The sequence below is a fragment of the Thalassorhabdus alkalitolerans genome (assembly GCF_042656525.1).
GTDB classification, from domain to species: Bacteria; Bacillota; Bacilli; order Bacillales; family Marinococcaceae; genus Thalassorhabdus; species Thalassorhabdus alkalitolerans.
Genome location: NZ_JBHSOZ010000010.1, coordinates 229,902 through 243,736 on the forward strand (window position 1 = coordinate 229,902; position 13,835 = coordinate 243,736).

General features: G+C 41.1%; 14 protein-coding genes and 1 riboswitch. Of the genes, 11 read left to right on the forward strand and 3 right to left on the reverse strand.

Annotated features, from left to right (window positions below; all coding sequences use genetic code 11):
- Positions 1–6 precede the first annotated feature (6 nt).
- From ACFPU1_RS16120 to ACFPU1_RS16145, 6 genes are all read left to right on the forward strand, one after another.
- On the forward strand, positions 7–1,224 hold the full coding sequence (locus ACFPU1_RS16120; protein ID WP_385942940.1) for a M20 metallopeptidase family protein: 1,218 nt from the start codon (positions 7–9) through the stop codon (positions 1,222–1,224).
- A 22-nt stretch (positions 1,225–1,246) separates the two neighbouring features.
- Positions 1,247–2,287: a homoserine dehydrogenase gene (locus tag ACFPU1_RS16125; protein ID WP_385942941.1), complete on the forward strand. Its 1,041-nt coding sequence runs from the start codon at positions 1,247–1,249 to the stop codon at positions 2,285–2,287.
- 48 nt (positions 2,288–2,335) lie between these two features.
- Complete coding sequence (locus ACFPU1_RS16130; protein WP_385942943.1) at positions 2,336–3,781, forward strand: aldehyde dehydrogenase family protein; 1,446 nt, start codon at positions 2,336–2,338, stop codon at positions 3,779–3,781.
- Positions 3,782–3,853: 72 nt separating this feature from the next.
- Positions 3,854–5,107, forward strand: a complete 1,254-nt coding sequence (locus ACFPU1_RS16135; protein WP_385942944.1) for a M24 family metallopeptidase — start codon at positions 3,854–3,856, stop codon at positions 5,105–5,107.
- 78 nt (positions 5,108–5,185) lie between these two features.
- Complete coding sequence (locus tag ACFPU1_RS16140; protein ID WP_385942946.1) at positions 5,186–6,583, forward strand: hypothetical protein; 1,398 nt, start codon at positions 5,186–5,188, stop codon at positions 6,581–6,583.
- A 119-nt stretch (positions 6,584–6,702) separates the two neighbouring features.
- Positions 6,703–7,647, forward strand: a complete 945-nt coding sequence (locus ACFPU1_RS16145; protein ID WP_385942947.1) for a DMT family transporter — start codon at positions 6,703–6,705, stop codon at positions 7,645–7,647.
- Between the two features lie 8 nt (positions 7,648–7,655).
- On the opposite strand, the gene yidD is transcribed toward ACFPU1_RS16145, so the two are convergent.
- Positions 7,656–7,901, reverse strand: coding sequence for a membrane protein insertion efficiency factor YidD (yidD, locus tag ACFPU1_RS16150; RefSeq protein WP_385942949.1), 246 nt, complete (start codon positions 7,899–7,901; stop codon positions 7,656–7,658).
- A 184-nt stretch (positions 7,902–8,085) separates the two neighbouring features.
- On the opposite strand from yidD, the gene ACFPU1_RS16155 reads away from it, so the two are divergent.
- Complete coding sequence (locus tag ACFPU1_RS16155) at positions 8,086–8,217, forward strand: YfhE family protein (RefSeq protein ID WP_100398629.1); 132 nt, start codon at positions 8,086–8,088, stop codon at positions 8,215–8,217.
- Between the two features lie 313 nt (positions 8,218–8,530).
- Here ACFPU1_RS16155 and dapA read toward each other — a convergent pair whose 3' ends face one another.
- On the reverse strand, positions 8,531–9,418 hold the full coding sequence (dapA, locus tag ACFPU1_RS16160; protein ID WP_385942950.1) for a 4-hydroxy-tetrahydrodipicolinate synthase: 888 nt from the start codon (positions 9,416–9,418) through the stop codon (positions 8,531–8,533).
- 170 nt (positions 9,419–9,588) lie between these two features.
- Positions 9,589–9,775: riboswitch (Lysine riboswitch) on the reverse strand.
- 310 nt (positions 9,776–10,085) lie between these two features.
- Between dapA and ACFPU1_RS16165 the strand changes: the two genes are divergently transcribed.
- Entirely contained in the window at positions 10,086–10,790 is a 705-nt protein-coding gene (locus ACFPU1_RS16165; protein ID WP_385942952.1) for a hypothetical protein, read from the forward strand.
- A gap of 397 nt (positions 10,791–11,187) precedes the next feature.
- Here the strand turns inward: ACFPU1_RS16165 and ACFPU1_RS16170 are convergent, their stop codons facing one another.
- A complete protein-coding gene (locus ACFPU1_RS16170; protein ID WP_385942954.1) occupies positions 11,188–11,748 on the reverse strand; it encodes a hypothetical protein in 561 nt (186 codons plus the stop codon).
- A 212-nt stretch (positions 11,749–11,960) separates the two neighbouring features.
- Here ACFPU1_RS16170 and ACFPU1_RS16175 point away from each other — a divergent pair, with 212 nt between their 5' ends.
- The 3 genes from ACFPU1_RS16175 (at position 11,961) to ACFPU1_RS16185 (ending at position 13,827) form a co-directional block, all read left to right on the forward strand.
- The gene (locus ACFPU1_RS16175; RefSeq protein WP_100398633.1) at positions 11,961–12,233 is read left to right on the forward strand and encodes an antitoxin; all 273 of its coding nucleotides are present in this window, start codon (positions 11,961–11,963) and stop codon (positions 12,231–12,233) included.
- Between the two features lie 61 nt (positions 12,234–12,294).
- The gene (locus ACFPU1_RS16180; RefSeq protein ID WP_100398634.1) at positions 12,295–12,678 is read left to right on the forward strand and encodes a type II toxin-antitoxin system PemK/MazF family toxin; all 384 of its coding nucleotides are present in this window, start codon (positions 12,295–12,297) and stop codon (positions 12,676–12,678) included.
- 174 nt (positions 12,679–12,852) lie between these two features.
- A complete protein-coding gene (locus tag ACFPU1_RS16185; RefSeq protein ID WP_385942956.1) occupies positions 12,853–13,827 on the forward strand; it encodes a YbgA family protein in 975 nt (324 codons plus the stop codon).
- Positions 13,828–13,835 lie beyond the last annotated feature (8 nt).

Sequence of the window (13,835 nt, forward strand, 5' to 3'; positions counted from 1 at the left end):
ATGGCTATGCTTACGTCGCAGAACCAGGTATTTAGAGAAGCACTTAACCTGAAAGAATCTCTCATACAGCTAAGAAGAGAGCTTCATCAATATCCTGAGCTAAGTTTCGAAGAATACAAGACATCAAGTGTCGTGAAACGAGAACTGGAGAAGATCCCTGGTATGAAAGTATATGCAGGTCTTGAGCATACAGGATTATCCACCGGAGTAGTTGGAGAACTGGCTTTTGGCGATGATGGTCCTGTCATAGCCCTGCGAGCAGATATGGATGCTCTTCCAATCGAGGAAGAAAATGAAGAAGACTATCGTTCAAAACAGCCGGGAGTCATGCATGCTTGCGGACACGATGCTCATACGACAATCGTCCTTGGAGCAGCACGCATTCTAGCTGAAAAAGTAAAGCCGGCTTTTGCCGGAACGATAAAGTTTATTTTTCAGCCTGCAGAAGAAGACACAGATGAACAAGGGGTAACAGGCTCTCCGTATATGATCAGCCACGGAGTACTTGATAATGTAGATGTGGCTTTGGCCCTTCATATGGATCCGGAGTACCCTGTCGGCCATGTCCGCCTTCATGAAGGACCCAGCATGGCTAATGTGGACACATTTACAGGCTCCATCCACGGAACCGGGGGGCATGGAGCCTACCCTCATTTAGGGACGGATCCAACATGGATGCTTTCACTTATCTTGCAGAGCATTCATGGTATCAGCGCCAGAAAAGTTTCGCCTTTAGAGCCAGCAGTGATCAGTGTCTGTCATATTGAAGGCGGCTCTTCAACAAATGTTATACCGAGCAAGGTTCTCCTTGAGGGTACAATGCGCAGCTACACTAAAGAGACAAGAAAAGAGCTGGAGGAAGAATTGCACCATGCATTTGCGGTTGCACAGTCATTAGGCGGGAGTTATGAACTTGAGGTGAAAAAAGGGGAGCCGGCTTTAAATAATAGTTCTAAAGCAATCAATCTAGTAAGAGAGACCATAGGAGAGTTTTTTCCAGAAATGGTCATTCATGACAAACCATACGGTTTAGGTGGTGAGGATTTCGGATATATGGCAGAAAAGGTCCCTGCCGCTATGTTTTTTCTTGGAGCTGGCAAGGATGACCGCAAGGATCGAGGTCTTCACATGCCTTGCTTCGATATTAATGAAGAAGCGTTGCCGGTCGGAGCATCTATTCTTGCAGGATCTGTTCTAAAATTCATGTCCGATCCTCAGCTTTAATTTTTACTAGGAGGATGGCAATATGGCACACAAACTTGCATTTATAGGCTTTGGAGGAGTCGGCCAAGGATTGGCAGATATTCTTTTGTCTAAAAGTGATTGGCTCAAGGATGAATTTGGCACTGACTTTCAGGTTGTCTCCATTTGTGATTTATACAAAGGATCTCTTCATGATCCTAATGGCCTGCAGCTGGACAAAGTGATGGATGTATTAAAGGAAGATGGAAATTTTGACAGATATCCTGACTCTCCTGCTCTTGTCAGAGGAATGGACAGTATGGAAACCATTGAAGCTTCCAATGCCGATACAATGATTGAAATAACGTTTACTGATGTTAAGACAGGACAGCCTGCAATTGATCATTGCAAGAAAGCATTTCAGAGCGGGAAAAACGCGGTTCTTACAAACAAGGGACCGGTTGCACTTGCCTATGAGGAGCTTAAAGAATTAGCTGACAATAATAATGTACGGTTTCTATTTGAAGGTACGGTGATGAGCGGTACTCCAGCACTTCGAATGCCGTTAACCTCACTCGCTGGAAATGAAATTAAACAAATCCGCGGCATCTTCAATGGTACGACCAATTATATGCTGACAAAAATGGAAGAGGGCATGAAATATGAAGAAGCTCTCGCCCAGGCACAGGAGCTTGGATACGCTGAAGCTGATCCTACAAGTGATGTAGAGGGGTATGATGTCCTTTATAAAGTTGTCATCCTGGCAAACGTGGTAATGGGTGTTCCGTTAAAGAAAGAGGATGTTACCTGCAAGGGAATATCTCACCTTTCCCCAGAAGACATTGAACAGGCAAAAGAAGAAAGAGCAAAGTGGAAGCTAATCGGCAGGCTGGAAAGGACACAGGACGGAGTAAAAGCTTCTGTCGGGCCGGAAAAGGTAGCAGAAGGCGACCCTCTATCCAGCATTTCAGGGGCGCTCAATGCTGTTACGTATGAGTGTGATCTATCAGGACCTGTCACTCTTGTCGGAGCCGGCGCCGGTATTCCAGAAACAGGTTTCGCCCTTTTAATTGACTTGATTAATATGGAACGACAGCAAATATAAGTGTTACATGGATCATGGGAAACTTTGTGAAGAAAGGTGGCGAGGAACATGGCAACAAAACTATTAGGCCAGAAAATGCTTTTAGCAGGTGAGTGGGTAGACAGAGAGGATAAAATCAAAGTCTATAACCCTGAAAATAATCAGTTAATTGATACAGTCCCGGCAGCTAGCAAAGAGGACATGGAGCTTGCGATAGAAAAAGCAAAGGAAGGCGCTAAAATAGCTGAATCGTTATCGGTAAAAGAAAGAATGGATATTCTTCAGGGAGTTGCAAAACGTTTACAAGAGAGACATGAAGAATTTGCCCGAATGATAGCTCTTGAAGGCAGCAAAACAATTAAAGAAGCCAGAGGAGAAGTAACACGAACGATCGAAACCATTCGTATTAGTGCGGAAGAGGCAAGAAGAATGACTGGTGAATCCATTAATTTCGATCAAAATGCCGGAAATGAAGACCGGATGGGTTACTACTTTCGTTTTCCAATCGGTATTGTTGCCGCCATCACGCCATTTAACGATCCTTTAAACCTTGTGGCTCATAAGATTGGCCCTGCTATTGCTGCAGGAAATGCGATTATTGTGAAGCCAGCTTCAGAAACGCCATTAAGTGCCTTAAAATTAGCAGAAGCTTTTACAGAGGCCGGATTGCCTAAAAAGGTGATGACTGTTATAACCGGAAGAGGCAGAGATATTGGCGATACTTTAATTGAGAATAAAGAGATTCGCATGATTAGTTTTACTGGAGGACTTGAAACAGGGGAAGCAATTGCCAAAAAGGCGGGGTTAAAGAAGGTATCAATGGAACTTGGTTCTAATTCACCGGCTATCGTCTTAAAGGATGCTGACCTGGATCATGCTGTTTCCTCCACTGTATCTGGTTCTTTTGCTGCCGCAGGACAAAACTGCCTGGGTGTCCAAAGAATTTATGTAGAAAAAGAACTGTATTCTTCCTTTAAAGATAAATTTGTTCAACAGACAAAAGAGCTAAAATCGGGAAACAAGCTTTCTGAATATACTGATATGGGTCCCCTTATTAATGAAAAAGAAGCCAAGAGAGTGGAAAAAATGGTTGAAGATGCCCTAAAAGATGGAGCAGAGCTTTTGACAGGAGGAAAAAGGAACGGAGCTTTCTACGAACCTACCGTACTAGCGAATGTTCCAAGGCATGCGGCAGTGGCTGTAGAAGAAATTTTTGGACCGGTCGTTATCCTTTCAGCTGTTGATTCCTTTGAAGAGGCAATTGAAAAAGCAAACGATGTTAATTACGGTCTTCAGGCTGGTATATTTACAACAAATGTAAACAAAGCCATGCGCGGGGCTCGCAGGCTCCAGGTCGGAGGAGTCATGATCAATGACAGCAGTGATTTCAGGATTGATGCCATGCCGTTTGGCGGTGTAAAAGGCTCCGGGCTTGGAAGAGAAGGCGTCAAATATGCCATGAGAGACATGTCAGAAGAGCGTGTCGTCTGCTTTAAACTAACTGATGAAGAATAGTAAAATGGGCCAGTGGACAAAAGGGGAAGCCTTTTTGTCCACTAAGCTGGAAAGATGAAAGGTGGGTCGTCAATGTTGTTATTCCCTAAAGAGGAATTTTTAACTAGAATGAATTACACTAAACAAAAAATGCTTGAATACGGTGTTGAGGTGCTATTAATCTCAAACCCGTCCAACATGAATTATTTAACTGGTTATAATGCCTGGTCGTTTTATGTTCATCAAATTCTAGTAGTGATGATTGACGAGGAACAGCCCATCTGGATTGGAAGAGAAATGGATGCCCATAGTGCGAAAGTTACAACATGGCTTGATACAAATCATATTATTTCCTACCCGGATGAATTTGTGCAGTCGAGCATTAAGCATCCAATGGACTTTGTAGCAAATATCCTGGAAGAGATAGGGCAGGGCAACCGAAAGATCGGTTTAGAAATGGACGCTTTTTATTTTACAGCAATGTGTTATGAAAGAATTGTCCATGGTCTGCCCAATGCTGAATTTAAAAATACCAGTACTCTCGTAAACTGGGTAAGGGTTGTGAAATCAGACCGTGAAATAGAGTGCATGAAGAAAGCTGGAAGAATTTTAGAAAATGCCATGAAGGCTGCTTACGATACAGCCGATGTAGGTGTGAGGGAGAATGATGTAGCTGCTGCTATTTATCAGGCGCAAATTAGCGGAACACCTGATTATGGCGGCGATTATACTTCCATTGTCCCAATGATTCCGACCAGTGAAAACACGGCAAGCCCCCACCTGACGTGGACAGACAGAAGGTATAAATATGGAGATTATCTCACCATTGAAATTGCAGGATGTTATAATCGGTATCATACACCGATGGCAAGAACAATGGCTATTGGAGAGGCGCCTGGCAAAGTAGAAGAACTTGCCGAAGTCGTTGTAGAGGGAATTGAAACAACGATTGATGCTATTAAGCCTGGGATAACAGCAGAGGAAGTGGAAGCAGTTTGGAGCAGGAGCATTGCCAAGCGAGGCTTCTTTAAAGAATCCCGCTTAGGCTATTCCATTGGCCTCAGCTATCCTCCTGACTGGGGTGAGCATACCATTAGTTTCCGTAAAGGAGACCGGACTCTGCTGCAGCCTAATATGACCTTTCATTTAATGCCTGGGATCTGGCTTGATGACTACGGAGTTGAAATTACTGAATCTATCCGTATCACCGAGTCAGGATGTGAGCTTCTGGCTGACGTACCAAAAGATTTATTTATAAAAAAGCCAGCATCTTATTCAGGCCTGTCACTAGTTGAAACCCCTGATAATCAAGTGGAATTCCCAAAAAAAGCCGACTTCTCTTCATAGAGAACGGCTTTTTTCTTTGGAGCAAATCATACTCATTTTCAGGCTTTACGTGGTAGGATAAATAATAAGGAAGGTTTTTTGGCAGAAAGGTACGGGATTCACGTGAAAAATGCTCAATCGTTTTTGGGAGTTGCTGCGTTTTCAGCAGTTTTTTTATATTTACTGCATTTGTTCATACCCATAGAAATTCTCCCTTACATATATAGTTTTCTCACATTTCTTTTGTTACTTTGCGGGCTGGTTCTTATCAATCCGGTGAACAAGATTGTAGTGATTTCTTTATTAGTCCTTGGCAGTCTGGTTTTCTTCAGATATGAGGTGGATATGCAAACGATATGGCTCAGTTTTGGAGAAAACTTGAATCTCCTTGCTTTATTTCTTCTGATCCCTCTATATGGAACCTTGATGTCTGAAGCGGGTTATTTACAAGCTTTAAAGACAGCTATTGCCAGAAGAGAACTTACAAAAAAAGCGAGGCCCTATCGTTTAGGGTATATCTTAACAGCTTCCATGGGTTCCCTCTTAAATTTAGGCTCCATGCCTTTAGTTCACCGGATCAGCGAAGAGAGCTTTTCAAAATACGAGGAAAAGCGTTTTGGTATGACACTGCTGCGCGGCTTTGGATTCTGTATGCTTTGGTCTCCTTATTTTGTGAACGTTGGGCTTGTGCTTGTTCTTTATGATTTATCCTGGCAGGAAATCGGTATATACAGTCTCTTTCTCGCCTTCGTATATACAATTGTGACTGCTATGTTTTTCCCGTTTCTTTCCTTTAAAGACGATCGAGATCATACTCTTATACAAAATGAAACGAGAATAGACAGGGAAACAAGGCGTTTATTATGGGCGTTTGCGGCTTATGTTATAATTCTTTTGTTTTCCTCTTTTTATTTAGACAGTGTGCTGGAGATCAATATGCTGACGGTGGTCTCTATTCTTGCATTGATTCTTCCTTTGGCCTGGTCTGTTGCTGCCAAGGTAACAAAGGAATTTCTAAGCGCAGGAGCTGGCCATATAAAAGGGTCCTTTGTAAAGCTTCATAATGAGTTAACTATCTTTATTACAGCCGGATTTATCGGGGTAGCTTTATCTGAAACAGAAATTGGAGAGGTCTTATCTGAAGCCTTGTTGTACATGTCGCAGGGAATTGTGCCTGTCTTTTCTTTTCTTTTGGTTGGAACAGCCATTTTGCTGGCATTTATAGGAATCCATCCAGTCATTATAGTGATAGGACTGGGGAGTTCTCTTTCTCCCGAGAGCTTTGGTGTCGAGGCGTCATACATGGGACTCTTAATGCTTGCAGCCTGGACACTTTCTACTCAGCTCTCTCCATTTTCGGGATCGGTCCTTTTGGCATCTCATCTGATGAAAACTTCGCCCCTGGAGATTGTGAAGAAAAATGTTGTCTTCATACTTGTCATTATGTTTTTGTTTACTTTTTTACTCTGGGGGATCCATGGTATCCAAAATTTGTAACTGTATAAATCCTTAACGGTTATTTTACGAGCAAATGAGATGGGCTTTTGTGGTATGGACCTGAAGTAGAAGCTACGACTTCTTCGTAAATAGGAATTTGCATAAGAAAGAAGGGAATTGTGTTGGAACAAAGACGTTTATGGCCTCTTTATGTACTTATATTTTCCGTCATGCTTGTCTGGGGGCTGAATGTAGTTGCTCTTAAAGTTTTGGTGGATTTTATGGAACCTGCATCCATGCAGGCACTTAGAATTTTTCTTGCCGGCTTGACTGTGTTTTTTATTATTTTCCTTCGGAGAAGCTTTAGGAAATTAACAAAGAAAGAATGGAAGATCACGCTTGCTGCCTTGCTGTTCGGTGTAGTAGGGCATCACTTTTTTTTGGCAATGGGGCTTACAGAAACCACAGCCTCTAATGCATCAATTATTTTAGCATTGCTTCCTGTCACTACTTCCGTGTTAGCTATGATGATTCTCGGTGATCCCTTGACTAAGCTGAGGTTTGTCGGGATTTTGTCTGCATTTACTGGAGTTTTCTTGATCGTATTTATGGGTGATGGGGAATTTGGGGCCTTAACAAGAGGAGATATATTTATTTTTTTGGGGATGGCTACCCAGGCACTGAGCTTTATTTTTATTAGGCAGGCAACAAGTACAATCAGTCCTGCTTTGATGACTGGCTACATGTTTATTGTAGGGTCCTTTTTCTTGCTGGGTCTAAGTGTAGTATTTGAGCCTAATGGAATTAAGGAAATGTTTACGGCACCGTTGTATGTATGGGCCATATTTATAGGTTCAGCCGTACTGGCAACAGCTCTAGGTCATCAATTGTTTAATGGAGCCATCCAAAAGATAGGCGCTGGCGAAACTGCAGTATTTAATAATTTTGTGCCTTTTTTTGGATTGGTTAGTTCTGCACTTCTTTTAGGTGAAAATATTACTATGCCACAAATTGCAAGCTTTATTTTTATCGTGATTGGTGTTTTGTTTGGCACAGGTTATGTAGAAAAGAAATTTATCCTTTATAAAAACAAAAAAAGAGAGACAGATCATCTCTCTCTTTAAAGGAACGGTCACGATGTGTTCCTCCCTTTGTCCTCATTCTTTTTTTCTGGGACCGGATCAAAGCCGCCAGAATGAAAAGGGTGGCACTTTAAAAGGCGTTTTATGGTCAGCCAGCTTCCTTTACATGCTCCATATGTTCTTACGGCTTCCAGGCTGTATTGAGAACATGTCGGATGAAAACGGCATGTTGGCGGGGTTAATGGTGATATAAATCGTTGATAAAAACGAAGAATTTTGATTAGGATAAATTTCATCGGTTTCTCCTCGTAAGAAGTTTTCTTCTACATCTTAGCAGAAAGAGAAAAGTGGTGTAAGGGAAAAGTAAAGAGGGATTCCTTGTATGCTTTCCAATAAATTTAATGTTTGACTATAAACCAGAAAGGGCAAAAGAATAATAAGCACAAACAACTTATACTTTACAAAGAGGTGAGCTTTCGAGTGAAACACTTTGCACATCGTTCCATTAACAAAAAGCATAATGGCCTAAATAGTACTCAGGAAGTGCGTTATGCAAAAATTTTCAGGAAAGCTGATAAAGAAATAGAACAAATGCAAAAAGAGCAAAAGTAAAATAAAGACTGGACCAAAACCAAGGTAAAAAGAATGGCCTCACTGTTTGTGAGTGCCATTCTTTTTATTTATACGTAATAACTAATCCACTAGAAAAACAGTCCATACTCTTTATTTGCTTCAGCATCCTGCAGGAGTCGCCGCCTTTTTGTCCTTCAAGACACTTCAGTCCAAAAAAGGAGCATTTCCAAAATGGAAGTCTACACAACGATTTTCTGCAAATAAATATTTTACAGAAAGAGAAACCCTCTGCTTTAGAAAACAGAGGGTTTCTCGACAATCAAAGCTTGCCGAATGGCAAGCTTTGTCTAAGTCAGCTTACATAAAATGTAGCTTTAGGTTGAAGAGTAGTGCGGAGCTCATTCATTTCCCCTTCACTTAAACGAACCATTGGGAGACGAACATCTCCTGAAATGATACCTTTCAGCTCTAAAGCAGCCTTAACTGGGACAGGGCTTGGAGCTGCAAACATAGCTTTCATAAGCGGCAGCAACTGTCGATGTCTTTTGGCTGCAAACTGAGGATGCCCCTGTAAAAAGGACTGAACCATTTCCTGCATTTCATTTCCTAAAATGTGTGAAGAAACAGAAACGATTCCTGTTCCGCCAATAGCCATTATCGGAAGAGTTAAGCTGTCATCTCCACTGTAAAGAGAGAAGTTGTCAGGTGTTTCTTCCACGATGCGGGACATAGCATCTAAGTCACCGCTCGCTTCTTTTGTTGATACGATATTCTCAATATAGGACAAGCGGATCGTTGTTTCCACTGAAACATTTACGACGCTCCGCCCTGGAATATTATAAATCATAACTGGAAGGTTTGTTGCTTGAGCAATTGTCTTAAAATGCTGGTATAAACCTTCCTGAGACGGCTTGCTGTAATAAGGAGAAACAAGCATTACAGCATCCACGCCAACTTGCTCTGCTTTTTTAGTTAATTCCACTGAAGCTTTTGTATTGTTACAACCGGTACCGGCAATGACAGGAACTCTGCCATTAACTACTTTCACTACATGTTCGAACAAAAGAAGCTTTTCCTCTTTTGAAAGTGTAGGGGATTCACCTGTAGTTCCCGCGACAACGAGTGCGTCAGTTCCGTTTGAAATTAAATGATTTACAAGCTTTGTGACTGCGTTAAAATCTACTTCTTCATTTTCATCAAATGGTGTAACCATTGCTGTTAATACACGACCAAAATTCATGTACATCACCCTCTTCATAAAATATCGTTCATTTTTCACCAAGTTCCTTTTACCGGGTGAGGGCAGGTTCTCAACGTAGTCAGTCGTTGGTACACCTGAACGTAAAAAAGCAACAATGAGAGGGATGTCTCATTGTTGCATAACGTTCAGTAATCTACAGAACCGTTTATGCGTGAGATAGCCCTCCATACAGCGCGTCATTGGCGCTATATGACAGTTACGTATTTATTCAATACGAAACCAGCTTCGAGTTCATGAGAAGCTCTCCACTTCGGCAAATCCCCCTTTCTGTAACATTCCACGGCTCTCATGTGCCTCCTGTTACATACTAATGGTCTTCGCGCCTCTAACCTCACTTCCAGTAAAGAAGCAGGATATAAAATTGATTTTCTACAGAAACTGTATCAAACCTTTTGATCAATTGCAATGGGTTTTGATAAGAATTTTGTTGTATTTTCTTGTTCTTACAGGTTGTTTGCCCTGGTAGGTTTGATTTTAAACGTATGATTTAAATAGTAAAGACTGGAAAGATGAGAGTGATACCTGTCCTGAAAGAGAGGCGCAGGATAACCTGCCTTCCTAAAATTGTCTTTGATTCTATCCTTTCCCGGATTAACACGGATATAAAACGCAAAATATAAAAAAGAGAAGAAAGGAGGTAAAAAACGTGATAAAAAAACTGACAATACTACTATTGTTTGTTTTTCTAATATCAGGGTGTGTCATTGAACAAAGGCATGAGATCGGTGCAGATCGTGGAAAAGACCAGGCTTATAATGATTTAGGTATAGAATCGGCAAGAAAGCATGAAGGTATTTTAAGCGATATGATGATACCAGATGATGCTCCCGGCAGAGAAGGCGATGAAACCGGCGACATTATTCGGTATGGAAGAAGTGCTGAGCAAGACACCTGGCACGAAAAAAGAGACAGGAGGTTCGGGAGCGGGGATCGGCTATGGTCAAGGAGACCAATGACCATTAGACAAAGTCCTCAGGCTGGGGAAACACCCTATTTTAAAGAGGGAACTCCTGGTTCTTTAGGATACGAAGAACCTGCTGTTGAAATGAAAATACGTCTCTTGCAGGCAGACGAAATTGATGAAGCCTATGTTGTGGAAAAAGAAGGTCATTTTTTTGTAGGAGTTCAATCACATGAGGACGATAAAAGAAAAGTTCATTATTTAATGTACAGCTTTTTGTCAGATGTAGTGGATGAAAATCAGCTGCATATCTTCACAGATAGAAAATCAGTTAACAGAATCAGAGCAGCGGAGAAGGGTGAGGGAAGATTTGAAAGTCACACTCTCCACGATTTCCTGAAGGATATAGAGTATGAATTTCAGCGACCCGGCGAAAACTGGCCTTATTAATTCTCGTAAGGCCAAGGTTGATTTTTTATTTTTATTGTTGATAAACGGTCAGACACCTTTAATAAGGCCGATTAAATAATAAGCTTTTATGGAGTTTCTTTATTGTTCTTTAGTCTCTGTCGAATAGTAAATAAAAGGTCCACTTCTTTAGTGAATTCCTTTTGTCCCCGGGTTCTGTGAGATGGTTAGATTGCATATTTCAGAAGCCGGCAGGAGTGAACCCTTACGAATTGGTTCACACCTCGAATGCTTTATCCTGCTGTCTTCTGCTCACTTATCTTTCGTCATTTACGCCAGTACTGGAAGGACAGAGTTACTCTGTTCTTTAATTTTTACATAAAAAAGGGAAGTGATTCCTAAGAGATGTTACCCCTGTAATTGTATATATACAACCTGGTTAAAATACTCCCTCTCTCCTTGTAACATCAGTCCAAACGATTTCCATCTGATTATGGGCTAAAAGGATGTTGTCAAAATGCACCTCCACCATAGAACATTCGTGTTCATCGGAGTCTTCAAAGCAATCGGCAAGGGAATTTTTTAAGTGGGTTAATTCAGCCATTTTACTTGTATGAATCGCGTGAAGCTCTTCAAATTCATATGGAACGGGCAGAGCCAGGAGCTCCACTGCTTCCTTTTCCATTTGTTCAATAGGATGCAATATGTCAGTAAGATTCTCAATTTCGTTTCCATGAATGTTCATAGCAAGTGTTTCAAGATGATCATTTGAACGATCTATATAATTTTCATAAAGGTCAGCATAATCTTCTGTTCCTTTTGTATGCTGCAGCCGCTTTTGGTTTTGAACTTTATCATTTGGGGTAGTGTCTGTTACATTATTTTTTTCATAATGAGTCCTTTCTAAATCACTTTCCAAATCATCGACGGCTCCCTCACCACAGGCACCGAGCAAGGCGACAAGACACAATAAGCCAAAGAGCAATTTGTATATTTTCACGGTTTTTCCTCCTTATCCCTGATCCAGGATGCTTTTTCTTATTTTGGAAAAGGAAGTCGATAATTATGCGGGAGGAATGAAAAGAAAAAAACCTGTTAATATTCTAGTTATTAGGCTAAAATGTAGGTAATAAAAAAAACCTCTTTTATTTTTAAGGCTTTTTCCCTTATAATGAAATATGGGAATAAAAGATGCATGGGGGGCCGTCTTCTATGTCGTACTTGCAGCAAATTGCCGTAGAGCTTCCGGAAGATATATTTTCGGAAATTGAGCATTTGTCAAAAGAGGAAATAGATTCCTTTTTTCGAAAAGTAATCGAAAATCAAATTGAAAAAAAGAAAAGCACCGACATTCGTTTTCAAATGAAACGAGGGTATCTCGAGATGGCCCAGATTAACTTGGGGATTGCTGAGGAATTTGCACAAGCAGATGAGGAAGCATTAACCATCGGAGAGCAGGCAGTTTTACAAGAAAAAGGGGTATAATGCCTGCTCGCCCTGCATACCCTTTTGAAAAGGGATCAGGTGAAGGAGGTGAACGGATGAGTTGAGTGATACGAATCACGGTCATCACCATTCAAAAAAAGTAAAACGAGGCGACGTCTTTTTTGCTGATCTTTCACCTGTTGTAGGGTCTGAACAAGGAGGCGTGAGGCCGGTACTAGTTATCCAAAATGATATTGGAAACCGGTTTAGCCCAACGGTCATCGTTGCTGCTATTACAGCGCAGATTAAGAAAGCAAAGCTCCCTACACATGTGGAGATTGATGCAAGCAAGCATGATTTTGACCGAGACAGTGTAATCTTGCTTGAACAAATTCGGACGATTGATAAGCAGCGTTTGACAGATAAGATCACCCATCTTGACGATGCGATGATGGAAGAAGTAAAGAAAGCGCTCGACATTAGTTTAGGACTAATGGATATTTAGGATTTACATAAATTAACGTCCCTACATATTTCGTTTGAAAAACACGCCTCGTTTTTAGGCGTGTTTTTTTGTTTTGTCCTTACAATAAATTTTCTTCTTTTCGTGTAGATACCTTCTAAAATGATAAAAATAAGGGTATAGCCAATGGAAGTTGTCTGTATTGGAGGGAGAAAAATGGGAGAATTTGCGACACCGCAAGTCGTCGTGAGCAAGTGCCTTGAATTTGACGCGTGCAGATATAACGGAGAAATGATTCCAAACAAAACGATTCAGAGGCTTTCTTCTTTTGTGAACTTCATTCCAGTTTGCCCGGAAGTAGAAATCGGCTTAGGAGTACCAAGAGATACGATCCGCCTTGTAGATAATAATGGAAGTAAGGAACTGATCCAGCCTTCTATAAAGAAAAATATAACAGGTGAAATGCATAAATTTTCAGAACGATTTATAAAAAGCTTACAAGAAGTTGATGGATTTCTTTTAAAAAACAGATCCCCTACATGCGGCATTTCTGATGCTAAGGTGTACACTGGAGCTGAGAAAGGGTCAGCGACTAAGGAACTGGGGAGCGGACTTTTTGCTGAAGTAGTTTTATCACACTTTTCTGGCTGTGCTGTAGAGGATGAAGGAAGACTTAGCAATTTTACGATAAGAGAACACTTTTATACGAAGATTTTTACTCTCGCTGCCTTTAAGGAAAAGAAACGCACGCAAAAAATACATGAGTTAGTAAATTTTCATGCTAGACAAAAATTTTTACTTATGGCTTATGACCAGAAAAGTGTGAAAGAGCTTGGAAATATAGCCGCTAATCATGAAAGGCTGCCTGCAGAGAGAGTGTTTGAAAAATATGAAGCTGCATTAAAACATGCGTTACAACAGGCTCCTTCTACCAAACGTTATATTAATGTGTGTGAGCATGTATTTGGTTTTTTATCTTCAGGGCTACATGCTGGTGAGAAAGCTTTCTTTCTTGATATGCTAGAAAGGTACAGAGAAAAAAAGATACCTTTAACAAGCATTATCAGTATATTGAAATCCTGGGCCATTCGATTTGAGGAGGCATATTTACTGAGGCAAAGTTTTTTTCTGCCTTATCCAGAAGAGCTTGTCGAAATTAGCGACTCTGGAAAGGGACGAGCGTATACGTAAGGAGAGAG

What these genes read in the sequence shown, in the direction of transcription:
- ACFPU1_RS16130 (WP_385942943.1), top strand. Translation starts at nt 2,336, where the DNA reads ATGGCAACAAAACTATTAGGCCAGAAAATGCTTTTAGCAGGTGAGTGG.
- ACFPU1_RS16175 (WP_100398633.1), top strand. Translation starts at nt 11,961, where the DNA reads ATGTCGTACTTGCAGCAAATTGCCGTAGAGCTTCCGGAAGATATATTT.
- ACFPU1_RS16120 (WP_385942940.1), top strand. Translation starts at nt 7, where the DNA reads ATGCTTACGTCGCAGAACCAGGTATTTAGAGAAGCACTTAACCTGAAA.
- yidD (WP_385942949.1), bottom strand. Translation starts at nt 7,901, where the DNA reads ATGAAATTTATCCTAATCAAAATTCTTCGTTTTTATCAACGATTTATA.
- dapA (WP_385942950.1), bottom strand. Translation starts at nt 9,418, where the DNA reads ATGAATTTTGGTCGTGTATTAACAGCAATGGTTACACCATTTGATGAA.
- ACFPU1_RS16135 (WP_385942944.1), top strand. Translation starts at nt 3,854, where the DNA reads ATGTTGTTATTCCCTAAAGAGGAATTTTTAACTAGAATGAATTACACT.
- ACFPU1_RS16185 (WP_385942956.1), top strand. Translation starts at nt 12,853, where the DNA reads ATGGGAGAATTTGCGACACCGCAAGTCGTCGTGAGCAAGTGCCTTGAA.
- ACFPU1_RS16125 (WP_385942941.1), top strand. Translation starts at nt 1,247, where the DNA reads ATGGCACACAAACTTGCATTTATAGGCTTTGGAGGAGTCGGCCAAGGA.